This is a genomic window from Nocardia thraciensis (assembly GCF_054782435.1).
Genome location: NZ_BAAGSM010000028.1, coordinates 195323 through 219539, shown reverse-complemented (window position 1 = coordinate 219539; position 24217 = coordinate 195323). Strand labels below are relative to the sequence as shown.

General features: G+C 68.4%; 18 protein-coding genes. 3 read left to right on the top strand and 15 right to left on the bottom strand.

The genetic code is table 11. From position 1 onward, the window contains the following. Window positions 1–13: 13 nt before the first annotated feature. The 6 genes from ACYVLQ_RS19490 to ACYVLQ_RS19465 form a co-directional block, all read right to left on the bottom strand. A complete protein-coding gene (locus ACYVLQ_RS19490) occupies window positions 14–1405 on the bottom strand; it encodes a family 1 glycosylhydrolase (RefSeq protein WP_460698912.1) in 1392 nt (463 codons plus the stop codon). A gap of 58 nt (window positions 1406–1463) precedes the next feature. Continuing rightward, window positions 1464–2342, bottom strand: a complete 879-nt coding sequence (locus ACYVLQ_RS19485; protein ID WP_460698911.1) for a bile acid:sodium symporter family protein — start codon at window positions 2340–2342, stop codon at window positions 1464–1466. 56 nt (window positions 2343–2398) lie between these two features. After that, on the bottom strand, window positions 2399–3070 hold the full coding sequence (locus ACYVLQ_RS19480) for a TetR/AcrR family transcriptional regulator (protein ID WP_460698910.1): 672 nt from the start codon (window positions 3068–3070) through the stop codon (window positions 2399–2401). 213 nt (window positions 3071–3283) lie between these two features. Beyond that, window positions 3284–4207 (bottom strand): UbiA prenyltransferase family protein, encoded by a 924-nt coding sequence (locus ACYVLQ_RS19475; RefSeq protein WP_460698909.1) that lies wholly within the window; start codon window positions 4205–4207, stop codon window positions 3284–3286. Between the two features lie 96 nt (window positions 4208–4303). Next, window positions 4304–4873: an isopentenyl-diphosphate Delta-isomerase gene (gene idi, locus ACYVLQ_RS19470; RefSeq protein WP_460698908.1), complete on the bottom strand. Its 570-nt coding sequence runs from the start codon at window positions 4871–4873 to the stop codon at window positions 4304–4306. Next, the gene (locus tag ACYVLQ_RS19465; RefSeq protein WP_460698907.1) at window positions 4873–5742 is read right to left on the bottom strand and encodes a geranyl diphosphate 2-C-methyltransferase; all 870 of its coding nucleotides are present in this window, start codon (window positions 5740–5742) and stop codon (window positions 4873–4875) included. The genes idi and ACYVLQ_RS19465 overlap by 1 nt, the downstream gene beginning before the upstream one ends. Window positions 5743–5834: 92 nt before the next feature. On the opposite strand from ACYVLQ_RS19465, the gene ACYVLQ_RS19460 reads away from it, so the two are divergent. Then, window positions 5835–6824 (top strand): UbiA family prenyltransferase, encoded by a 990-nt coding sequence (locus ACYVLQ_RS19460; protein WP_460698906.1) that lies wholly within the window; start codon window positions 5835–5837, stop codon window positions 6822–6824. A 24-nt stretch (window positions 6825–6848) separates the two neighbouring features. Here ACYVLQ_RS19460 and ACYVLQ_RS19455 read toward each other — a convergent pair whose 3' ends face one another. From ACYVLQ_RS19455 to ACYVLQ_RS19430, 6 genes are read right to left on the bottom strand one after another with little or no spacing between them, the layout of a single operon-like run. Beyond that, window positions 6849–7655: an SDR family NAD(P)-dependent oxidoreductase gene (locus ACYVLQ_RS19455; protein ID WP_460698905.1), complete on the bottom strand. Its 807-nt coding sequence runs from the start codon at window positions 7653–7655 to the stop codon at window positions 6849–6851. Window positions 7656–7660: 5 nt separating this feature from the next. Next, a complete protein-coding gene (locus ACYVLQ_RS19450) occupies window positions 7661–8620 on the bottom strand; it encodes a DUF1702 family protein (protein WP_460698904.1) in 960 nt (319 codons plus the stop codon). A 35-nt stretch (window positions 8621–8655) separates the two neighbouring features. Further along, complete coding sequence (locus ACYVLQ_RS19445) at window positions 8656–9753, bottom strand: enediyne biosynthesis protein (protein ID WP_460698903.1); 1098 nt, start codon at window positions 9751–9753, stop codon at window positions 8656–8658. After that, complete coding sequence (locus tag ACYVLQ_RS19440; RefSeq protein ID WP_460698902.1) at window positions 9750–11717, bottom strand: CRTAC1 family protein; 1968 nt, start codon at window positions 11715–11717, stop codon at window positions 9750–9752. The genes ACYVLQ_RS19445 and ACYVLQ_RS19440 overlap by 4 nt, the downstream gene beginning before the upstream one ends. Window positions 11718–11749: 32 nt before the next feature. Beyond that, on the bottom strand, window positions 11750–13114 hold the full coding sequence (locus ACYVLQ_RS19435; protein ID WP_460698901.1) for an aminotransferase class I/II-fold pyridoxal phosphate-dependent enzyme: 1365 nt from the start codon (window positions 13112–13114) through the stop codon (window positions 11750–11752). 10 nt (window positions 13115–13124) lie between these two features. After that, window positions 13125–19454, bottom strand: coding sequence for an SDR family NAD(P)-dependent oxidoreductase (locus tag ACYVLQ_RS19430; protein WP_460698900.1), 6330 nt, complete (start codon window positions 19452–19454; stop codon window positions 13125–13127). A gap of 357 nt (window positions 19455–19811) precedes the next feature. Here ACYVLQ_RS19430 and ACYVLQ_RS19425 point away from each other — a divergent pair, with 357 nt between their 5' ends. Then, window positions 19812–20378: an ester cyclase gene (locus ACYVLQ_RS19425; RefSeq protein WP_460698899.1), complete on the top strand. Its 567-nt coding sequence runs from the start codon at window positions 19812–19814 to the stop codon at window positions 20376–20378. Between the two features lie 29 nt (window positions 20379–20407). Here ACYVLQ_RS19425 and ACYVLQ_RS19420 read toward each other — a convergent pair whose 3' ends face one another. Both ACYVLQ_RS19420 and ACYVLQ_RS19415 read right to left on the bottom strand, forming a co-directional pair. After that, window positions 20408–21115 carry a TetR/AcrR family transcriptional regulator gene (locus ACYVLQ_RS19420; RefSeq protein WP_460698898.1) on the bottom strand — a complete coding sequence of 236 codons (708 nt, stop codon included), beginning with the start codon at window positions 21113–21115 and terminating at the stop codon, window positions 20408–20410. Next, complete coding sequence (locus tag ACYVLQ_RS19415) at window positions 21112–22749, bottom strand: MFS transporter (protein ID WP_460698958.1); 1638 nt, start codon at window positions 22747–22749, stop codon at window positions 21112–21114. Before ACYVLQ_RS19415 ends, ACYVLQ_RS19420 begins: the two co-directional genes overlap by 4 nt. Before the next feature lie 265 nt (window positions 22750–23014). Here ACYVLQ_RS19415 and ACYVLQ_RS19410 point away from each other — a divergent pair, with 265 nt between their 5' ends. Then, entirely contained in the window at window positions 23015–23170 is a 156-nt protein-coding gene (locus ACYVLQ_RS19410; RefSeq protein WP_460698897.1) for a hypothetical protein, read from the top strand. 100 nt (window positions 23171–23270) lie between these two features. On the opposite strand, the gene ACYVLQ_RS19405 is transcribed toward ACYVLQ_RS19410, so the two are convergent. Further along, window positions 23271–24182: a cutinase family protein gene (locus ACYVLQ_RS19405; protein ID WP_460698896.1), complete on the bottom strand. Its 912-nt coding sequence runs from the start codon at window positions 24180–24182 to the stop codon at window positions 23271–23273. Window positions 24183–24217: the final 35 nt, after the last annotated feature.

Here is a 24217-nt window from a genome sequence, read left to right as displayed (position 1 = left end):
TCGGGGAGGAGGGTCAGGAGCCGGTCGCGGGAGGGTCGACGGTGACCGGCCGGTCGCAGCTCGCGGGCGGGTCCACCTGGGAGCACGGGGCCGGGAGCCGGCTGGGGACGTAATCCGAAGCGACGCCGCCGTTTCCGATGAGCGAGACGTAGGCGTCGACGGCGCCGGTCGGGGTCCGCGTCAGCGTGGGGTCGCTCTCGACGTTCACGGTGTACAGGCCGAAACGCGGTGCGTAACTTCCCCATTCGTAGTTGTCGGTGAGGCTCCAGTAGTTGTAGCCCATGACGTTCATGCCGTCGGCCTTGGCGCGCTGGATCCAGTAGAGGGTGTCGCGCAGGTGGTCGGCGCGGCAGTAGGGCTGCTCGGCCGCGCTCTCGATCGGCGGTTCGTTCGGCGCGCGGCAGGCGCCGTCGGTCCCGTTGTCGGTGGGCATGCCGCTCTCCACCACGTAAATCGGTTTGCCGCCGAGATACTCGTGGTAGTGCCGCAGGGCGTAGTAGATCCCCTCGGTTTGCTGAGGCAGCTCCCACATCTCGGGCGCACCGGCCGAGGTGCCGGTGGCGGCGGCCTGTTCGTCGGGGCCGAAATAGTAGTCGACGCCGACGAAGTCGAGCTTGTCGCGCACCCTGTCGATGAACCCGTGGTTGACCTCGGCCTCCTTGCCGGACACGAAGCCGACGTTGCTGGTGACCAGGGCATCGGGCTGGTTGTTGTGGATGGTGTCGTAGATGTCGTTGTGCGCCTGGGCGAGTCGGTCCACCATGAGGTCCGCCTCCTCGTTGGAGGTGATGGCCCCGATGCGGCGCTCGGCCCCGACATAGGCGAGGGGTTCGTTGATCGTCACCCAGATCGGATCGTAGGTGGCGAAGCGGTTCACGACCTTGCGCGCGCTGGTCAGCCAGTCCTCGACCATGGCCGGATTCAGCCAGCCGCCGCGGTCGGCCGCCCAGCCCGGATACACCCAGTGGTCGAGGGTGATCATCGGCGTCATGCCGTAGGCGTGGATCCGCCTGACCATCTTGTCGTACTTGGCGAATGCCTGCTCGTCCCAGCCGTCGGGACCGGGTTCGGGCTGCACGCGCGCCCACTCCACGCTCATCCGGAACACCTTCACGCCGAGCGCGGCAGCGTGTTTGATGTCGTCCTCGTAGAAGTCGAGGAAACGCACCGAATTCCGGTACTCGTCGACCGCGCCGGAGTCGATGTATCGGGTCCAGTTGCTGTCGGGCGCATAGCCTTCGGACTGGAAGCCGGACGCGGCCACGCCCCACAGGAAGTCGTCGCCGAGCCGCCACGGCCCGCCCGGCCGGTCCGCGGGCGCGGCGGCCACCAGCCCCGGCAGCACCAGGGTCGCTACCGCGGCGGCGCAGGCCGCCAGCGCGTGTCGGCGATTCGACTGTCGCATTCCAGCAAGCGTAGCTGGGCAATTGCTGAAATCCCGGGTGGCGGGCGGCGTGTCGGCGTCAGGCCGTGGTGGCCTCCAGCCCGGCGGCACGGGCGCGCCGGGCGAACAGAGCCGCGGCCACCGCGGCGGGCACGTTCATCAGAACGCCGTAGACCGCGGGTGGCACCGCCATCGCGGAGTTGTGCAGCACCGAGGTCGCCACCGCGATGGCCAGCGCGCCGTTGTGGATGCCGATCTCCATGGCGGCGGCGACGGCCTGATCGGCCGCGATGCCGAACAGTCGGGACACGTAGAAGCCCACCAGAATGCCGATCGTGGCCAGCAGCAGGCACACCGCCGCCAGCGCGCCGACATTGTCGGTGAGGGTGTCGAAATCGCGCGCCACGGCCGCGACCACCACCAGCGCCAGCACGACGATCGACAGCACCTTCACCGCGCCGCCCGCCCGCCGCGACCACTCCGGGAACCGCCGGTGCACCCCCATGCCGAGCGCGACGGGAATCAGCACGATCGCGAAGACCTGCGCGAATTTATCCGGCCGCAGCCCGATGCCGGCGTCCCCGTCGAGGAACAGCGTGTAGGAGAGCCCGACCACCAGCGGCAGGGTGAACACCGCCAGCACCGAATTGACCGCGGTGAGCGTGATGTTGAGCGCCACATCGCCCCCGGCGATGTGGCTGAACAGGTTGGCCGACGGCCCGCCGGGCGAGGCCGCCAGCAGCAGCATGCCCGCCGCCACAGCGCCGTCGAGCCCGAACAGATAGATCAGGCCCAGGCAGACCGCGGGCAGCAGCAGCATCTGGCACACCAGGGCGACCGCGGCCGCCTTCGGATAGCGCAGCACGCGCGCGAAGTCGTCCACCGTCAAGGTGAGCCCGAGGCCGAACATCACCAGGGCCAGCGCGAGCGGCAGGAACACCGCGAACAACGAACCCACTGCAACTCCTCATCTGCGCACCGGCCGACTGCGGTGGTCGGCACCGGCCCTCGACACTAGTGAGTGCGGCGGTGCGCGAGCGAGTCGATATCGGCGCACTCGTGACCAAGAGCACGCGTCGCCGGTTCGGGCGCGGCCGAGATGCGGGCCGCCAGGTCGTCGATGTAGGCGCGGAAAAGTGCTGCCATATCGACGTTTTCGGGGTCGAGCAGCCACTGCAGCTGCAACCCGTCCATCATCGCGGTGACCTGACGGGCGACCGCGGCGGTGTCGGTCGCGGCCGCGACGGTGCCCGCGGCGATGCCCTCGTCGAGCGCCCGCGCGAGCCACGCCCGCAGGCGGCGGTAGCGGTCGACCGCCCAGTCGTGTGCCGGGTGGTCGGCGGTGATCGCCTCGCCGCTGACCACCGTGAACAGCTGCACCAGGCCGGGGATGTGGACGTTGTAGGCGACCAGCGCGGCCAGTCGGTCGAGCGCGGCGGGGCCGCGCAGGTCCTCGGGGGAGCCCAGGCGTTCGTAGTCGACGCGGTCGCGATGTTCGAGCACGGCCGTGAGCAGGGCGGCCTTGCTGGGGAAGTGGTGCAGCAGCCCCGGTTGCGACAATCCGCAGCGGTCGGCGATCTCGGCGATCGAGGCTCCGCGGAAACCGTTGTCGGCGAACGCCTTCAGCGCGACATCGAGAATCCGCTCCTTGCGGGCATCGCCACGGGAACGCCCGGGTGTCGACATGCGCGGAGCGTATCACGAGAATATAACTTCTCCGACCGAGTGCTCGGTTAGCGAGGGGTCGAAGGCGTAATCGGCTGCCGGGGGCCGGTGTGTTCGATCTCCTCGTCCAGCAGCGCCAGCGCGGCCGATGAGGTTCCGGAATCGGCTGCGACATGGACGTATTCGGACAGCGAGTCGAGCAGTCGGCGGTGTCTGATCCCCGCCCCCACGGGGTCAGCGGGCGGCGAACATGGCGGCGGCGGGGAGGACTGTCGTCCAGCCCATGAGGGCCACCATGACGACGAAGAGTTTGGCGCGCGGGCGGACGACGGCCATGGCCTCGTCCAGTGGTTTGCCCCAGACTCCGGCCAGGGTGCTGCCCAGATACCAGAGCACGACCGCCAGCACGGCGGCGTAGGGGATGAGGGTCCAGGTCCAACCCGCCACCGTCACAACGCCTCCGATGACGAGGGCGGCGCCGACGCACACCCGCGTGAAGGACTCGGCGAACGAGGCGCGCAGGCCCAGCGCCCGCACCGAGGTCATGATCCCGTGCTCGGCATCCTCGGGCAGGTCCTCGGCGGTGTTGACCGAGAAGATTCCGGTCAGCGTCAGGCCGAGGCCGAGAATCGCCAGCAGGGCCGGTATCTCGATGGGACGGTCGTAGAGCCGCACGACCACCAGCCCGGGGAAGACCATCGTCGCCACGTAGGTCCACGGGATCTGCCAGAATCCGCCCGCCTTGAAATGCCACGGCGGCAGCGAGTACTGCAGCAGCAGGAAGGTGCCCAGGGGCACGATCAGCAGCAGATCGAAATGTCTTGTCGCCCACGCGAGATAGGCGCCGCCCAGCAGGATGAACGCGGTCATGAGGTAGATCTCCCACGCCACGAACCGCACCCCGAGATCGCGCACCATGCGGGCGAACTTCGATTTGTACTCCATGTCGACCCAGCGGTCGGCCAGGCAGTTGGCGACGTGCAGCACCTGGATGGCCACGGCCAGGATGAGCGCCGCCACCAGCATGGCGACGGTCCAGATCTCGGCGCCGGAGTGCGCGCTGAACAGCACGTCGGCGACCATGACGGCCGCGGACATGGGGGCGATCTCCGGCCGGGTCAGCCACAGCGCGTAGTTGAACCTGGTGCCCAGCGACAACGGCCGTCCTTGTTCGTCAGGGCCGGCCGTGAAGACGCGTCGTAATCGATCGCGTAAGGCGGGGCTCACGCCGTTGTGAGTGGTGGTTGGCAATTGCTATCCGTCCCTTGTCAATTCAGGCCTGGCGACCTCGAGGACCCCGAGCAGCCAGGGGGTGTAGCGGTCGGGTTCGGCCGCGAGCGCGGCGTGCAGGTCGGTGGGGTCGACCCAGGCGCATTCGGACACCTCGGCCGGGTCCGGCCGCAGCGCGCCCTGGGTGAGGGTGCCCACCAGCACGTGGTCCCACTCGTTCTCTTCCTGGTCCTCCAGCGGGTCCAGCGCGCGGTAGCGGTAGACGCCGACCTCGGTGAGGGTGTCGGAGATGGTGCCGAGTTCCTCCTTCAGCCGGATCGTGGCCGCGCCGATCACGTCTTGGCCCGGGGCCGGATGCCCGCAGCACGCATTGGACCACAGTCCGGGAAAGCGTGTCTTGACATCGGCGCGGCGCTGCAGCAGCACCCGCCCCGACGCGTCGTAGAGCAGCACCGAGAACGCGCGATGCAGCCGCCCGGGCCGATGGTGTGCTCGCGCCACCGAACACGAACCGACAGCGAAGCCGTCGCCGTCGACCAGCTCGACGAGCAGCGCCTCGCGATCGGCGTCGAATTGTCCTGTGCCGGAGGCCATCAGGCGACTCGGTCGGCGACGATGAGCAGATACTGGAAGCTGCCCTCGCGGTAGGCGGTGAGGAAGGGCTTCTCCACACCGGTGGCCAGCTCGGAGTGCGAGCGCAGCTCCCAGTACGGGATGGTGGCGGGCGTCAGATCGACGACGCTCACCGGCACCAGCTTGTTCGCGGCCAGTGCCTTGAAGTATTCGCCGCGCGGGTGGATGTTGCAGGTGTAGTGGGCGTCGATCTGGCTGACCGCCGAGGACCTGCCGCCGACGACGTCGTTGGAGCAGCCGGTGATGCACACGTAACGGCCACCGGGCCGCAACAGCCGGGCGAACTCGGCGTAGAGCTCGAACAGGTCGACATACATCGTGGTCTCGTTGGTCCAGATGCCGCGGATCGATCCGGTGTCGAATCCGGTGTCGAGCATATTGCGCAGATGGAAGGCGACCCGATCGGCGATGCCGCGCTGCTCGGCCTGCTCGTTGGCGAAGCCGACCTGGTACTCCGAGATGGAGACTCCGTCGACCCGGCAGCCGAATCGGGCGTGGGCCATGATGCTGGTGCCGCCGCGGCCGGAGCCCGCGTCGACCAGGCGGTCTCCGGGTTCGACGGGCCCGAATTGGTCCAGCAGATAATCGGCCTGCGCGGTTTCCAGCCGATGCATTTCGGTGACGAGGCGCGCCTCGCGAGTCTCGGCGGGGCCGTTCAGTATCTCCGGGTCGTAGTCTCCGATTCCGTAGTGGTGATGGTAGAGGCCGTCGACCTCGCCCAGTCGGACATTGACGCGGTCGTCATTGGGATTGTTATTCCAATAATCGGCGACCGCGCGCTGGTAAGGGGTTCGCAGCACATTGTCTGTTGCCGAGTCGAGCATTGACATTGCCACCATCCTTTCGCACTGTTTTCATCGGCTGGGATTGCTTGTATTATGCGCGGGTGCAGGGGCGTTATCCAGGGATTTGGGAGAATTCGATGTCCATGGGTTCGGTAGCCGAGTTTCGGCGTGTTTTCACGGTTGGCAGGCAGGAGGAGGGACGGAAACTTTCCCGGCGCGAGGTCTTCCGGTTCGGCATGGTCGTCCAGCGAATAGAGGTAATTCCACTGGGCACCGGTGTGATGGTGGCCTCGGTGGTGGTGAGCACGCATTCGTGGGGCGAGGTGTTCTCGATGCGGATGCTCGTCACCATGATCATGCTCACCGCCTATGTGCTGGTCACCAACGTCGTGAATTGCCTTGCCGATCGCTGGCTGGATGTGGAGTTCAAGTCGCGCCTGTCGCAGGCGGTGCACGAGCTCGGGGTGCGGCGGGTGCGCGGATTGATCGGTGCGCGGCTCGCGGTCATCGCGGTGTCCGTGGTCGGGCTGGTGGCCTTGACCGGTCGTCCTGATCTGCTCGTCCTGGTCGGTATCGGGGTCGTCCTGGCGTTTCAGTACTCGCTGCCGCCGCTGCATTTGAAGGGCGCCGGTATCTGGCAGGTTCCGACGGTGCTGCTGATGGTGACGCTCCTTCCCGGAATTATTCTGCTGCGCACTTACGACCGTCCCTTCGAAGGGTTGGCACTGCTGGCGATCGTCGGCATGGCGCTGGCCATCAATTCGGTATTCATCGTGAACGCCGCCGAGGATGTGCCGGAGGATGCCGAACATTCCATCGAGACCGCGCCGCGGGCGCTCGGCCTGATGGCCTCGTTCGCCCTCGGGCTGGCTCAACTGGTGGTCGGAGCCGCCATTTTCGTCGCGGCTACATTTCCCCTGGCGGGATTCTCCTGGACGTACATCCCCTACCTGATCGTGATCGGATTCGCTGCGCACTATTTCCTGCGCCTGTTGGCCGGTATCCGCGGCAAGGAATTGCCGGAGGCGATGGTGGTCGTGCGTGGCGCGAAATCCTGGGCGTTCATGGCCATGCTGCTGGCCTGGATATCGGTGGTCCCCGCTGGGGCGGTATTCGCGGCCCGGTGAATTCGGCCGCCGCCGACGATGCCCTCATGAGGCCGCCCGCGCGGCCCGGCGACGGGCCTGGGCGATATTGCGGCGGAAGAACGGCCGCATGAAATCCTCCGGGAGGTTGGCCCAGCGCATGAGGAAGCTGGTGAGGGGGTCGACCGCGATGTGCGCGCGGCCCCGCTCCAGCCCGCGCACCGCGGCCTCGGCGACCTTGTCGGCGGGCATCGGGTCGATGGAACCCGTGATCGCCTTGGTCTCCGGCGGCTTGCGCAGGTTCTCGCGCACCAGCCCGGGGGTATCGGTATCCGCCGGATACAGCACCGACACCCGCACACCCGCCGGTTCGGCCTCGTACCGCAGGCACAGTCCGAGCTGCCGGATGCTCGCCTTGGTCGGGGCGTAGGCGCCGTATCCGGGGATCCCGAGGAACGCCGAGGTCGAGCTGAGCAGCAGCACATGTCCCGCGCCGCGCTCGAGCATCCCCGGCAGCACGGAGCGGACCGCGTTGACCGAGCCGAGATAGTTGGCGTCGGACTGGACGGCGAACTCGTCGTCGTCCAGTTCGACGAAGAGTCCCGGCAGCGTGAGGCCCGCGCAGCACGCGAGCACCGCGCAGTCGCCGTTGGCGGCCTCCAGTTCCTTGATCGCCGCCGTCAGCGCCGCCCGATCGGTGACGTCGGCGGCGCGATGATCGGCCCCGATGCGAGACGCGGTCTCCCGCAACGGATCCGGGCGCCGGGCGATGATCGACACCCGCGCCCCGCGGCGGGCGCAGGCGGCGGCTACGGCGGCCCCGATGCCCTCGGAGGCGCCGGTAACGATGACATGCTTGCCGGTCCAGTCCATGGCGCTCATTTCGGCGCGGCGAGGACGCCGAGGTGATCGCGCCAGCGCTGATAGGCGGCCGCGGTGCCGTCCTGCGGCACCTCGGCGAAGGCTTGGTCGATGAGTGCGGCCGCCGCGTCGAGGCTGCGGCCGGTGTAGGTGCGCACCGCCGCGTGGGTGTGCGGGATGGCGTTGCCCGCCTGGGTGCGGATCTTGGCGACCATGGCGGACCCGGCGGCCAGCGGCTCCCGGAATTGCGGCACCCGGGTCAGGATCGCCTCCAGGTCACTGGTTTCCACGCCGCCCGCGAACGTGGTCGCGATGCCGATACCGCTCCACAGATCGGCGTGGCGGCTCGCGTCGAACTCCTCGACGAGCTTGGCCACGCCCTCCGGGGAGCCGCCGCTGACGAACCACAGCGCCCGGCCGATGCCCTGGTCGGCCGCGCGCAGCAGCGGTGCGCGATCGCCCATCCAGCGGGGATAGCGCGTGTCGACGTAGTGCCGGCCGACGTACTTCTCGGTGCGGAAGAAGGCGTTGTAGAAGCCGTAGCCGTCGATCGCCAGCCAGCGGTAGGACAGATGCCTGGGCATCACCTTGCGCCAGAACGGCCGCGGGATCCGGCCCATCGCCAGCCCGACGCCGACGTACATGGTCAGGTCGTGCTTGGCGGCGGGCCCGGCGATGAGGTCGTGGACCCGCGTACTGAACGGCGTGATCGAGTCGACCGCGGCCAAACCGGTTGCGGCGCCCTCGAAGGCGAAGCCCTGATACCGCTCGGGGAGCTGGTTGATCGCCGCGATCAGCTCAGTGTTGTCCTTGCTGCGCACCGCGGTGTCGATGCTGTTCGCCAGGTGCGTGGCGACCCGCTCCAGTTCCGCCTTGGTCGCGGGGCTCGGTGTCGCGAATCCCGGACGGCCCAGCGGAGGGACGTCCGCACCGGTTCCCAGGAGTCTCGAGCGTAGTGGTCCGAAGATCGATGGCATAGGTCCTCGATTCTGTTGCGGTGGCGCCGGATCGGTCAGGACGGCGCCGATGCCGGTTCCAGGGGCGCGGGCTCGGCCGCGCGGGCGTCGGCGACCGCTGCCGGTGCGCGATTGTCCAGCCATTCGCGAATATTGCGGTACCACCAGAAGATCCCGCGAGCGGCACAGACGAGCACGAGGGCGAAGAACAGCCCGAACGACACACTGAGCGCGGTCAGAATGCCGTACAGGAGGCCGACCGACGCGCCGAAGGCGATCTGATCCCGCTTCTTGAACGGCGAGGCGGCCGGGTCGGTGATCATGTAGTTGGTGTAGAGCACGAACGCGATCCCCGTCATCGGCACCAGCGCCGCGATGATCGAGATATCCGGGTCCAGCACACCGCGCACGACCGCCTGCAGTACGAAGGCGCCCAGCCACGCCATGATGAGCGGCGTCTTCTTGGTCAGCTTGGCGTTCAACATGGTTCCGGCCATCAACAGGCCGATCACCAGCAGCGCGTCGGCGGCGCCGGAGACGTTCTCCACGAAGTGATACGGGCCGACGACCGCGATCGCGGGGAAGACCAGCAGCGCCACCACGATCCCGAAATTCGAGGGGTTCATGAAGTGCTTCATCTTGCCGTTGATCTTGGCGCGCAGCACCCACTTGGCGCCGACCGCGACGGTGATGCCGAACATCACCGGCCACCACTGGTCCGAGGCGTACACCAGGAAGTTGAACGCGACGCCGGTGATGTGGGCGGGCATCAGGAAGACGAACAGTCCGCGTAATCCGTTGCCGCGGTACGCGGCCGGGCGGCGGTAGGCCCAAGCCGCCAGGGTTTCCAGCACCATTTCGACCACGTAGGCGGTGAAGGCGGACAGGAACGGCCACAGCCACGGCTGCTCGAACCCGAGCCACAGGAAGCCGATGATGTTGAAGAAGGTCAGCGACGCCGCGAAGTTGCGCAGCGCCAAGTAGCGCGGATCGCGTCCTTCCTTGTTGACGCCCAGCCATTTTCGCCGCCAGGCCTGGAACGGGGTCGGGGCAGCGGACTGCTCGTCCGGCGCCGCCCCGTTGCCGTTGGTTTCGGCCGCGGCGACCGCTCTACCGTCGGATTCGGAATGATGGCCGTTGCCTTGGACACTCATTGGTGCACCTCCCGGGCATCGGTGTCGAGAACGAGGGTGTGGGTGCCCGGTTTCAGCCGCAGCTGCTGGGTGTGCGTGGCACCGCGGTTGTCACGCCAGGACAGCTGCACCGGGAGCGGGGTGGCGGGGTCTGTCGCGCCGAGCCCGAGATGGATGTCGGTGGACCGCTTTCCGGCGTGGCCGCTGCCGCCGTCGAGCTGGGCCACGTGCGGTTTGCCGTCGGGGGTGGTGACGGTGACCTGCGCGCCGAGTGCGGGCGAGCCGAGGAGGGGTTTGCCTGCGATCGAGGTGTCATCGGCCGCCGCGGTGGTCGGCGGGGTGAACAGCTGCAGGCCGAGGTACTGGCCGGTGTCCGGGGAATCGTTGCGGTAGTACACCGGAGCGTCCCACTGGCGGGCGACGGCGAAGCCGAGCTTGCCGGTGCCGGTGGAATCGCCCACCGCGACACCGCGGGTGGGCCCGGGCTCGAACACGTCGAGGGCGGGGGAGATGTTGGTGAACTTCCCGTCGTCGTTCTGGGCGAAGAATGCCATCCGGTTGTTTCCGGCGAGGTCACCCTTCTGGGTGAAATTCGGCCAGGCCCAGGGGTATCGAACCAGCAGATCGTTCATCGTGGCCAATTCCTGCATCTGGGGCCAGCGTGTCTTGTCGCCCTTGAACATGCCGTTGGTCTGCACGATCTGCGGGCGGCCGCTGTTGTCGAAGTCGGCGATCTTGGTATCCCAGCACCAGCCGCTCCAGGCCAGGCCCTTCTCCACGGCTCGGTTGTCGAACGGCGCGACGCCCTCGTTCAACTGTGCGGCAGCGTCTTTCGTATCCTTGGCGGTGTTGTAGAAGGCCATGTTGCCTTCGATGATTCCCCACCGCTGCGCGATATTGCTGACGAACAGATCGGGCTTGCCGCTGCCGGTCAGGTCGCCGAAGTCGACACCCATGCCCTTGAACGAATCATGGCCGAGCACAAACGATTTGGGATCTGTCGGACCGCGTTTGCCCTCGGCGAGACCGAAGTTGATGTGGCCGGGGGTGGACTTGTTGACGAACAGCCGGTCCGGGCCCATATCGTTGGCGACATACAGCTCCGGCAGCTGATCTCCGGACAGGTCCTGGGTCGCGGAGGCGAGCGTCCACCCGGTCCTCGCGTGTTCGGGGAACGCGTTGAAGACCTCACGGTATTCCGCCGACGGCTCGGCGCCACCGGTGCTGCGCTGCAGCGACAGCAGGTGCGCGCCACCGGCATTGGTGGCCTTGGAGAACGATTCGTTCAACGTCAGGCTGTGCTTGCCGCCGGGACCGATGAAATCGCTGTCGGGGAAGTAGTTCCCGATGAAGATGTCCGGATTTCCGTCGCCGTCGAAGTCGGCCACCGAGGATGCCAGGGTGAACCAGCGGGCGCCCTGATAGCTTCCGTCCGGCGTGGCCGGGGGCTGCACGGTCTCCGTGGGCCTGAACGCCTTGTTGTCCAGGTGCTCGGCCCCGGCGCGGGGCAGGAACACGATAGGCGTGCGGCCACCGTAGGTGACCATCAGACCGATGCGCCCGGAGTGGTCGAAATCGCCGGGCACACAGGCGGTCGGCGCCATCTCGTTGTCGGTGGGCAGCGGCGCGGGATCCAGGACGAACGGGGCGTAGCGGCGGGTGTCGCTGTCCGGCGCCGGGGTGACGACCACGGTGTCGGAGCGGGAGTCGACCAGGCACAGGTCGTCGGAGCGGCCGTTGCCGTCGATATCGTTGATCGAAACCGCCGCGTTGACCGACGACATCCAGGCGACGACATGCTCGTAGCGCGGCTCGATACTGCGGATCTTGCGCTCCTGCAGGCCCGGTGGCAGCGCGATCGGCATCTCGGTGAACTTGAAACGGCTGGCCAGTGCGCTGCCCGGATCCTTGTCGACCGGCGACACCATCGTCGAGTGCGCGGGAACGAACAGGGCGACCATCATGCCCAGGGATGCCAACGGCACCAATGCTTTTCGGAGAATATTCGGAGGTAGCTTCACGGATGTTGCCCCTGTTCGGTAGTGATGGCGTCGAGCACCTGACGCACGGTGTGCAACGCCTGGTCGAGCTGTTGTTCGGTGTGGCGGCAGTTGATGAAGAACCGCAGCCGGGCCTCGCCCGCCGGGACGACGGGGTGACCGATGGCATTGGCCATCACGTTGTGTTCGAGTAGTTCCATCGACGCCCGCACGGCGGGTTCGTCCGCGCCGGTGATGATCGGGGTGATCGGCGTGCCCTGCCCGTTGCCGGTGTCGAAGCCGAGTTCACCGGCGCGCCGGAAGAAGTACTCCGAGTTGTGCCGCAGCGCCGCAACGCGTTCCGGCTCGTCGTGCAGTACGGCCAGCGCCTCGAGCGCGGCGGCCGCGGCCGAGGGGGCGGGGGAGGCGGTGTACATGCTCAGCCCGGAGGCGGAGTACTTGAAGCCGTCGACCAGTTCCTTGTTGGCGGCCAGGTAGCCGCCGACGCTGCCGACGCCCTTGGACAGCGTGCCCATCCACACGTCGACCGCGTCGCCGGGCAGATCGAAGTGCTCGCGCACGCCGAGCCCGCGCTCGCCGAGCACGCCGAACGAGTGCGCCTCGTCGATCATGATCGAACAGTCGTATTTCCGTGCCACCTCGATGATTTCGGGCAGCCGCACGATATCGCCGTCCATGCTGTACACGCCCTCGACGAGCACCATCGCGCGTTCGAAGCTGCGCCGCGACATGGACAGGATGGCCTCGAGCGATTCGGGATCGTTGTGCCGGAAGGTGACTCGCTTGCACCCGGCCCACTCCGTGCCCTGGATGATGCTGTTGTGGATGAGCGAATCACAGACGGCGATATCGCGCTTGCCGAGCAGGAAACCCACCGCGGCGGCGTTGGTGAGGAAGCCGCTGGCGGTCACGATGGCAGCGTCGGTGTCATAGATCCGGGCGATCTCCGACTCGAGTTCCCCGTACAGCGGCAATTCACCGGCCACCAGCCGGACCGCGGCCGCGGAGGTGCCGTACTGCTCGATGGCCTTGACCGCCGCCGCGTGCACGCGCGGTGCGGCGGCCAGGTCGAGATAGCCGAAACTGCTGAAGTTCAGCATGTCCCGGCCCGCGAACCGGGTCACCGGCCCGCTGATGCCCTCGTGCGGCAGATAGTAGGGATTGATCACCCCGGCCCCGCGGGCCCAGGTGTCGAAGCGCGCCCACTTCTCGGTGGCCTCGACCACGCCGGGATGGTCGCGGAAGGCGGTGTCCAGGGTCGGCCGGGCCGCGGCCGGTGAGTCGGGTGCCGCGGTGGCCGTCGCCGCGGCGGTGGACCCGTTGCCGTCCGGGTCGTGTTTGGACATCAGGGAGCGCGCCAGTGCGCGCGCGTCGGTCGTCATGGGCGATTCCTCACGCTGCCGTCGGTTCGGTCGTCGTAGTTGCTTCTTCCTGTGCGATTTGTGCGGCGATCTTGGCGCCCAGGCCGCCGAGCGAGAGTCCGGCGCCGATCGAGAGCACCGACACCTTGACGCCGAGGCTCTTCACCACGCGGGCGCCGAATTCCATGGCCATCAGCGAATCCAGGCCGAGTTCGCTGGTCGGGGTGTCCAGGTCCACCGTGTCGGCGTCGACGCCCAGCACGGTCGCGAGCTGCTCGGCCAGCAGCCACGCGACCACCTCGCCGCGCTGGTCGCTGTCGATGGTGAGGATCTCGGTGCGCAGCCCCCCGGCGCCGCCGCCACCGGCCGCCGTGACCAACTCCACGAACCGCGGCGACTTCGCCGAGGAGCGGTGGGCGAGGGCCCATTGCGCCCAGTCGATGTCGAGCACCGCGCATTGCGGCACGTCCAGCCGCAGGCACTCCCACAGCAGCACGGTGGCGAAATCCATGTCCAGCGAGCCGTATCCGGTCATCTCCGCATACCGCGACACCGCCTGCGAATCGGCCATGCCGCCGTCGCCGCGCATGAAACCCCAGTCCACCGAGACCGCCGGGCGGCCCTGTGCACGCCGCGTCCAGGCCAGCGCGTCGAGCACGGAATTGGCGGAGGCGTAACCCAATTGGGGCGACAGGCCCGCGATGCCGCTGGCCGAGGCGTACAGCACGAACAGGTCCAGCTCGACCCCGACGTCGGTGGTGGCGCGGTCGAGGTTGAGCGCACCGGCCACCTTGGGCTCGAAGATCTCGCGCAGCGACTCGGCGGTGATCTCCGGGATCTCGGTGTTGTTGACCACGCCCGCGGCGTGCACAACGCCGCGCAGCGGCGCCCCGCTCGCCTGGATGGCGGCCACCAGCGCGGCGACCGCGTCGTAGTCGGCGACGTCGAGGCGCGCCTCGCGTACCGCGACTCCGTCACGGGCGAACTGCGCCAGCTGTTCGCGGGCGGCGTCGGTGGTGGCGCCGCGTCGCCCGGCCAGTACCAGGTTGCGGGCCCCGGCGCGCACCAGGTGCCGCGCGGTGGCCAGACCGAAGGCGCCGAAGCCGCCGGTCACGAGATAGCTTGCGGTCGGGTCGATCTCGACCTCGCGGGGAATGTGGCGCACCGCGGGCTGCGCCTCCCGCAGGTCGAGCACGACGCGGCCGATCTGGGCCGAGCGGGCGACGGTTTCGAAGGCCTCGGTGAGCCGGTCGAGCCCGAACACGGTGTTGGGCAGGGGCGTGTACTCGCCGTGGAACATCGCGTCCACCACCCGGCGGGCGGCGTGGCGCACCTGCTCGGGGCGCCGTGCCAGGATGCGGTCGATATCGACGGCGAAGAACGACAGGTTGCGGTCGAACGGCCGCAGATCGATCGCGCCGGATCCGTAGATGTCGGCCTTGCCGATGTCGACGATGCGCCCGAATTCGCCTGTCACCCGGAAGTTCTGCTGCAGGATCTCCCCGGGCGCCGAGCTGTAGACGACGTCCACGCCCGCCCCGTCGGTCAGCCGCAGGATCTCGTCGACGAAGCTGATCGACCGGGAGTTGAGCACCTCGTGCGCGCCGAGCGCGCGTACCCGGTCACGCCGCTCCGCGGTGCCCGCGGTGGCGATGACGCGCGCGCCCATCCGCAGCGCCACCTGAACCGCCGCCAAGCCCATGCCACCGGCCGCGCCGTGCACCAGCACCGTTTCGCCCGGTCGCACCCGGGCGAGTTCGCCCAGGCCGATCTCGGCGGTGAACAGCGGCATCACCGAGGTGCAGTGCAGCGGGTCGAAGGTGCCGGGCGGGAAGATGTCCATCGCGGTCGTCGCGCCGGTAGCGGGACGCAGCGTGACGTAGCGGCGGACGATTCCCGGTGCGACGACGGAGATTTCGTCGCCGGGGGAAATGCCGGTGACATCGCTGCCGACGCGTTCGACGACGCCGTAGCCGTCCATGCCGATCTCGGTGCCGAAGAAGGTGCCGTCGAGTTCCCGCTCGGTGAGCACACCGAGCACCTTCAGCGTGTCCTTGTAGTTGAGGCCGACCGCCTGCATGCGGATCTCGATCTCGTCCGGCCCGGGGGCGACCCGCTCGGTGGTGCGCAGCGCCAGCTCCGGAAGCAGCCGTGACCGCGGAATATCCAGGCAGAACGAACGATTCGGATCGGTCAGGGGCGCGGGGACGTTCCAGCGGGCGAGGTGGGAGCCCAGGGTGTGGCGCCAGCGGATGGTCCAGCACGCCCCGGCGCGCAGCGCGACCTCGTCGACGAGGGTGTCGGCGCAGACCTGTTCGAGGATGTCCGCGGCGGCCGAGCCCGGCTCGGTGTCGACCAGCCGCCACTGGCCCGAGGGCAGCTCGTTGAGCAGTTCGCGCCGCCCGCCCGCCAGGGCCGCGTGCTCGGGCCGGGCGAAGCGGTCGATGGGCAGGCACAGCGCGTTCTCGGTGACGACGACGGCGCGGATATCCGCGGGTGCGGTGTCGGCGGCATCCTGTGGTTTCGAATCATCCAGGGACAGCAGGCGTTTGACTGCCTGTGCCACCTGGGCGAGGCCGTACACATTATGCGTGCCGTCCAGCTCGGTGCTCGCGACCACGACCACCCGGAGCCGCTGGATGCCCGGCCGCGCGTGGTCGCCGCGCAGCAGTTCGAACAGCTGCTCGCTGTCCAGGGCCGAGGCATGGTCTCCGACGGTCACGAGTTCGCTGGTGCGGGTGCTGGCGATCTCCTTGGCGCGCTGCGAGATCTCGGCGCCGAGGTTGATCACGACCAGCGCCTCGTCCTCGGCGGGCAGGGCCGGTGCCGCGGCATCGGCGGTGTCGGGCACGATCTCCCACACGGGTTCGTAATACAGTTCGTCCAGCTGGTCGGTGAGCGATCGCGGCGGCGTGAGGGCACGGAACTGCACGCCGGCCATCGCCAGCGCGACATCGCCTGTGGTGGACGCGATCCGGATATCCGCGCGCAGCGGGTCGGCCGGGTCGCGGGCGACCACGACCACCGGGTCCGCGGGGATCGGCCCCGTCCACCGGACCCGCGAGATCGCCCCGGGGACCACGACATCCGCGGCGTCCGCACCCTGCTGGGCGGCCGTGCTGGCATAGAGTGCGGCGAAGCACTGCAGGGCCGCGTCGATCACGGCCGGATGCGCCAGATGTCGGCGCCCGGTAGCGGCCGTCGGCGAACCGATATGGGCGACAACGCCGTCCGGTCCGACCCACACCGTGCGCAGCAGCCGGAAGTCGGGGCCGTAGGTCAGTCCGTGCTCGGTCATGCTGTCGTACAGCGCCTCGGCCGGGACGCGCTCCGCGTCGGCCGGTGGTGCGACGTCGACGGTGGCGGCGTCCACATCGGCCTCGATCAGGCGGCCGTAGGCATTGATCGACCAGTCCTGGGCGGTACCCGGCCGGGAACGGACCGTGAACCGCCGCGTCGTCTCCTCCACGGCGATGCGCAGCACGGGCACGTCGTGCTCGTCGACGACGAGGGGGCTGACGAACTCCACCGATTCCAGGCCGAAGGATTCGCGGCCGGTCCGGGTGGCCACCGCGCTGAGCGCCGCGTCCAGGTACGCCGCGCCCGGCAGCACCACGGCGCCGGTGACGACGTGATCGCGCAGCCACGGCAGGTTCGACACCGACAGCTGCGCTTCCCATTCCGGCGCCACCGCGCCGATCCGGTCGCCCAGCATGGCGTACCCGTCCGGCGTGCCCAGCCGGTCGAGGCGCGTCTCGGGCTCCTGGGTCCAGACGTGGCGGCGCTGCCACGGATACCGGGGCAGCGCGATGTGTGGTGCGGCGGTGTGCACCGGTCGGGGGAGTCGCTCACTGTCCAGCGCTCCGGCCCGGTACAGCTCGGCGATCGCGGTCAGCAGGTTCTCGCGGTCGTCGCCGCCGCGCTGCAACGTCGGCACCGAATATCCCGAAACACCTTGCTGCAGCAGGACTTCGCGGATGCTGCCGCTGAGCACCGGATGCGGTCCGACCTCGAGGAACACCCGGTGCCCCGCGCCGAGCAGGGCGTCGATCGTGTCGGCGAACCGGACCGAATCCCGGACATTGCGGCACCAGTAGTCGGCATTCCAGTCCTGTGGCGTCGCGAGATCGGCCGTGACCGTCGAATACGCGGGGACCGTGGTGTCGGCGGCCGCGAGCGGCGCCAGCACCGTCCGCAGCTCGTCGAGGATGGGGTCCATGAGGTGGCTGTGGTAGGGCACTTCGACCCGCAGTAGTCGGGCGAAAACGCCGTCGGCCGTCAGTCTTTCGGCGATCTTCGCAAGCGGATCGGCGGGTCCGGAGAGGGTGACCGCGGAGGGACTGTTGATCGCGGCGACGTCCACGGCGTCGATATCGGTCAGCAGTTCGCGCGCCTCGGTCTGCGATAGCCCCACCGCGAGCATGGCGCCGGTGCCCGCGGTCGTGGCCTGTAGCCGGGAGCGGTGATAGCTGACGGTGACGGCCTCGGTGAGGGTGAGCGCACCGGAGACGTAGGCCGCGGTGACCTCGCCGACGCTGTGCCCCACCACGACCGCGGGCCGGATACCGGATGCGGCCAGTTCCGCGGTGAGCGCCGCCTGCAGCAGGAAGTTCGCCGGTTGCGCGATCTCGGTGCGGGTGATGCGCGAGCCGTCCTCGTCGCGCAGCATCTCGTCGAGAATCGACCAGCCGGACAGCTTCTCGAACTCCCGGTCGACCTCGCGGGCGATATCGGCGCCGGGTCCCGCGACGGTGAGCAGCTCGCGGCCCATGGCCCACCACTGCGGGCCCATGCCGCTGTAGACGAACACCGGATCGGTGCTGCCGTCGGCGACCGCTCGCACGGGCCCCTGGCCGCCACCGGCCGCGAATTCGGCCAGCTGTGAACGCAGGTCGGCGGCATCGGCGTAGCGGAACGCCGTGCGCAGCGGGTGATGCGCCCGCCGCACCCACGCGGCCGAGGTGAGCGCGTCTACCGGAAGTTCTTGCTCGGCAACCAGTTCCGCCGCGAGCGTGCGCAGGGCGGTGTCGTTGCGGGCCGAAAGCGGAAAGATCGGCAGGGTGGGGGCTTGCTGGGACGTGAGGGGTGTGGGGGCGGGGCCGATCAGGGCGTGGGCGTTGGTGCCGCCGTAGCCGAAGCTGTTGACTGCTACCAGCGGTCGGCGTAGGGGCTCGGCGGACATCGGGACGCGTAGTCGCAGGCCCTCGAAGTCGATCTCCGGGTTGGGGTTGTCCAGCCGCAGGTGCGGGGCGATGGTGCCGTGGTGGACGGTCAGGGCGGCCTTGATGACGCCCGCGACGCCGGCCGCGGCCTCGGTGTGGCCGATATTGGCCTTGACCGAGCCGACCGGCAGCGGCTCGTCGCGGCCGTCGACCGCGCCGTAGACGCTGCCGAGCGCGGCCAGTTCGATCGGATCGCCGACGGGGGTGCCGGTGCCGTGCGCCTCGACGTAGCCGACCTCGTGCGCGTCGACCCCGGCGAGGGTCCGCACCCGGCGCGCAAGCCGTTCCTGCGCAACGGGGTTGGGCACCGGTATTGCGAGGGTGCGGCCGTCCTGGTTGACCCCGCTGCCGCGGACCACGGCGTAGATGCGGTCGCCGTCGCGCACGGCCGCCTCCAGCGGCTTGAGAATGACCGCGCCCGCGCCCTCGCCGCGCCCGTAGCCGTCGGCGGCCGCGTCGAAGGACTTGCACCGGCCGTCGACGGCCAGGAAGCGGCCCTTGCACATCGAGATGAACGTCTCCGGCTGCAGCATGGCGTTGGTGCCGCCCACGATGGCCGCGCCGCACTCGCCCGCCGCCAGCGACTGCACGGCCTGGTGCAGCGCCACCAGCGACGAGGAGCACGCGGTGTCGATGGTCATGGTCGGACCGTGCAGATCCAGCAGGAACGCGATGCGGGCCGACAGCAGGGTGTGTGAGGAGCTGGTCGGGGTGTGGCTGTTGATCGCGTGCCGAACCACGTTGCGCCCCACCGCGTTGTCCATCATGAAACCGCCGACGAAGACCCCGGTGTCGCGCCCGGAGATACGCCCGGCCATGCCGCCGTCGTCGAGGGCCTCCCAGGCGACCTCGAGTAGCAGCCGCTGCTGCGGATCCATGATGGACGCCTCGCGCTGCGAGATCCCGAAGAAGTCGGCGTCGAACTCCCACAGCGACTGGGCCAGGAATCCGCCGTGGCGGGTGTACATGCGCCCGGGGGCGTCCGGATCCGGATCGTAGAACTTGTCCAGGCTCCACCGGTCCGGCGGTACCTCGACGATGCCGTCACCCCTACCGATCAGAAAGTCCCAGAACGTGTCCGGGCCGTCGATGCCGCCGGGAAAGCGGCAGCCGATCCCGACGATGGCTACATCGGACATTGCGCGGTCCCCTGAATATCTGCACCGAGCGGTGCGAGGCTGAACAACTGCGTCCCAAAAGTATGTTTCTCCGAACGATATGACAGCATAGATTCGACGATCAGCCTAATGGGCTGAATTGGCAAAAGTCCCTGTCAGATGGGTATTCGAGCGTGGCGGGAGCCAATTACACTGTTATTCCGCGGTGCGCTGACGGTGTTATCGGCAGGTGACATCGTTATTAGTCCACACGGCCGCGGAGACAACCCCTAGCCGAATTTTTCCGATAACATCGTCATAATCCGGATGACGCTGTTATTGCGCCAATGACATCGTTATTGCCGACCATGACATTGTTATGGATGTACCTTCGGCGCCATGAACTCCGGTGAATTCGTCCTCGATCCGGACGCCGAGCCGGTCACCGACCAGGACTGGCTGCGCGGCTTCGTCGACCGCTACATCGCCGGGTGGAACGCCGGTGACGCCGGGGCGGTGGCCGACTGTGTCACCGAGGACACCCGCTGGCTGGACCCGTCGGAGGAGGAGCTGATTGTCGGCCGCGCGGGCGTAACGAAGTTCGTCCGCGACACGTTCCGCTCGTTCCCGAACGTGTCCTACAGCCTGGTGTTCGAGCCGACCCTGACCGCGAACGGCCGCGCGGCGATCGTGCCGTGGCGGATGACGGGCACCCACCTCGGACCGATCGATCCGCCCGGATTCGCCGGTACCGGAAGGAAATTCGACCTGATGGTGGTCGACATCTGGCAGTTCCGCGACGGCCGGATCTGGCGCAGCAAGGCGACCTGGGACCTCAACGAGCTGCTGCTCCAGCTGGGCCTGCTGCCCAAGCGCAACGGGTTCGGCGAGCGGTTCGTGGCACGCTGGCAGCGGATGGGAGTCCGGCTGCGCCGCACGCTCGGCAGGGCGCGGAGGACTCGATGAGTCCTCCGAACCCGTTGCGCAACAGTGCGTTACGGCACCGATGCGGTCCAGAGCACGCGCTGCACGGCCCGCGTGACCGACTCCTGCACCCGCGCGGGGTCGGCGCCCATCCCGATGAGAATGTTGACTATCGAGGGCAGCAGTACCTCGCTCATGCCCGCCTCGCCGTACAGTCCGGCCATATCGAGCTGGATGAAGCCGTAGAGTCCGGTCCAGAACTGGGCGGCCGCCGCGCGGGGATTGGCGCCGTGCAGGAGTCCGGCGTCGAGGGCGCGCTGGGTCGCGCGCACCACATGGTCGAAGCTCTCGACGAAGTTCTCGAAATCGGAGTCGCCGGAGCCGGACAGGATATTGCCACGGTTCAGCTTGACCTCGGCTTTGGGCGAGTCGGTGGTGTACATGAGCCGGAACAGCTCCGGCTTGCGCAGCGCCTCGTCGCGGAAGATGAAGCCCAGCACCAGGATGTCGGTGATCGGGTCATCGCTGATCGCGCACTCCTCCAGGCGCGTATTGAGCTGCGCGAAACCCACCGAGCCGACCGCGCGCAGCAGTCCGGGCATGCCGCTGAAGTTGGAATAAATCGCCATGGTTGACACTTCACAGATCCGCGACACTCGTCGCACCGTCAATGATCCCAGCCCCTCGGACGAGAGGAGCTGAATTGTCGCCTCTATCAGTCGATCTCGTAACGATCCGGGTAGGCCGGGGTCCGGCGCCGACGCTGTTGCTCCAGTCATGCTGTTGCCACCTGCAATTCCTCGGCCGTGATGTCTTCGAGCGAACGGCGGCGGGTCTCGACGATGTAGACCACCGCGGCGGCCGCCGCCAGGGCCACGGGGAGCGCGCTGATGATCGCCATGACGCTGATCGACGGGGTGGCGGAGGCCAGCGCGACCAGCGCAATGACCCCGACGCCGCCGGCCTTGGTCATGCCCGCCGCGGCGCCGCTGCCGCGGGAACGGATCCGGGTCGGGTAGACCTCGGCACCATAGGCGACGATAACAGCAACGATCGAGCTGGAACCCCAAATCGGCACCACGAGAAGAGCATTCAGCAGCAGGCGGTGGTCGGCCACCTGGTCGCCGAACACGATGAACCCGCCCAGGGTGAGCGCGAGCAGCGCGCTGAGCACGATGAGCGTCCACTTGGTCGACCGGTGGTAGCAGTAGGCGACCAGGAAGTTGAGCGGAAATCCCACCAGCGCCGAATCGCGCAGGATGCGGTCGGCGGTCACCCCGCTGAATCCGAGGTCGCGCAGATTGGTCGGCAGCCAGAGCTGAAATCCGTAGGTGACCAACCCCACTCCGAGGCCGAGCAGCGAGAGCACGACGGTCACGCCGAGGAACGGACGGCGCAGCAACTGGTGAAATCCGGCGCGCACCTGGTCTTCCGGCGCCGGGGCGGCCACGTCGGCGGGCACGATCTCGGCGTTGTAGATGCGCAGCACCCGCTCGGCCTCCCGGTGGCGGCCGACGGCGAGCAGGAACCTCGGCGATTCCGGAATCCAGCGGACCAGCAGCGCCAGCAGCAACCCGGTCGGCAGCCCGAGCAGCCACATGCTGCGCCAGCTGTAGGTCTCGCCGATCGTCGACGACAGCCAGCTGGTGAGGACGTAGGCCCCCGCGATGTCGCCGCCGATGAGGACCAGCAGCCAGCCGCGATGGCGGGCCGGAATCGTCTCCGACAGCAGCGTGAACGCGATCGGCAGCATGCCGCCCGCGCTGAGCCCCATGATGAAACACATCGCGACGTTGAGTTCGAAGCTGGGCATGGCCCCACAAATGGCGGTGCCCACGAAGAAGATCCCCGCCAGCAGGATCGCCGCCTTGCGTCCGATTCGGTCGCCCAGCCAGCCCCACAGGAACGAGCCGAGCACCGTCCCGGCGATGCCGGACAGCGGCAGCAGCGCCACCGGCAGCGCGTCCACGTTCGGATTCGCCGGTGTGCGCAGGTGGTATTCGCTGCCGACACCGGGCACCACGAACGACAGCGTGGTCGGCTTCATGACATCGATCGTGATGGCGGCCGCCATCACCAGCATCAGCAGCACGTGCACCTTGTTGATCGGCGCGTCGTCGAGCGCCCGGACCCGCATCCGGGCCACCGTGTCGTGCACCGGTTTACGTGGGAACAGCCCGTAGGTGGTCAGCCCCAGCCCGACCGCGATCAGGACCATTCCGCTGATCATGGCGTTGTCCATCGGCATGCCCGCCATGTGATAGTCTATATCCCGCGCCATCAGATACATCGGAAGATGCAGCGCGGCCCCCGCGACGGTGGCCGCCAGGCCCGACCAGAACGCCCAAGCGCGTCTGCGGCCGACGGGATCCTCCGGCGACTGGGCAACTTCGACAGCATCCATCAGCTGCATCACCGAACCCTCATCCACAAAGCCGCCCCCACTTACGTGTTACCGGTCGGTACCGTACGAGATCCGATCGTTTGGATGGCCCGTTTCACGAGATTCGTTTCGCAATGTTCATATTGGATATCGCTGCCGCGTCTCGAGCTGTGAGAATGCCGAGGTAGGTGGGCTCGGTAGTTGAAAGCTGTTGCACTACAAGGGATTAGGAAGAGCACGGGTCGGCACCCCCTATTGACACGAGCACTCCGCCGTACAGCGGCTCAACGACAGGTTGGTCGAGCGCGGCTATCCCATCGCGTGGCTGGACCCGAAAGGCGCAGGGCGCGAACAGCAGATACACGTGGAGCAGCGGCTGCCCGAACCGGTGCGGCGGTGGGAACACGAATTGTTCGGCGCCGAAGGCACTCTCGCCGATCGCGTCAAGTGACGGTCGCGGGGGAGTGCGGGAGGAGGGGCCGCGCGCCTGACCGTGCGGGCACCGAGCGAACCCTCCCGCACATCCACATCACCTTCGACCAGTGACCCGTTCAGCGCGAGGCGTCGATCAGCCAGCGGCGCAGCCAGGCGGTGGCGGTGATGCCGGAGCCGTCGACGACGTAGGACGCGTAGCTCTGGTGTACGGCCGAATCGTTGAAGTCCTGCAGCTGTTGCATCCGTTGGGCGTTGGCGCTGTCGCTGAACTGCCCCTGCAGCGTCGGGAGCCCGCCCGCCGCCATGAGGTCGTCGATGATCGCCTGGGCCTGCGCCTGATACTTGCCGCTCAGGCCCGGATCGGGAGCCGACATCTGGGCGAAGAACCCGGCGAAGCGCGCGGCGAAATCGTCCGGCGGCGTGGAACAGTAGAGGTCGCCGACGGCGCAGATGCTGCGCACCCGTGGGCTCACCCAGCCGAATCCGCTCAGTCGCGGGCCGCCCGCTCCGGCGCCCGCCACCGCCGGGCCCACCGTGGCGTCGGCGGGTGAGCGCCGGGGGTCGGCGAGCAGGCCGACCGCGGCCACCCGATCCGGCGGCACCACGCCGAGCCCGGTGCCGATCTCCGAGGCCAGGTCGCCGGCGGCGTCGGCGCCCTGGCTGTAGCCGATCAACGCGATCTTGGTCGCGGCGCCGCACTGCCGCGACATATCGCCCACCAGCCAGCGCGCGCCGTCGAACGCCTCCTGCTTGGAGCGGCCGTAAACATCGCCCTCCCAGGGCAATGCGGTGGCCGCGTAGTGCACGTAGTCGGTGCGGATATTGCCCGGCAGGCCGTCGGTGACCGCCGACAGCATGCCCTGCCGGGGCTCCGCGCGCGAGGTCTCCCAGGTGCCGGGGACGGCGACGACATACATATCCGGGCAGCCCGGCGCGGCCTGGGCGGTGGGCGCCGAGGCGGCCGACAAGGTGGCCGCGGTGATCGCTGTCGCCGAAGCGACCGCGCCCCAGTACTTTCGCGTGGACACAGCCGACACCCCCTGGTGTTGAACGGTTCACGAGC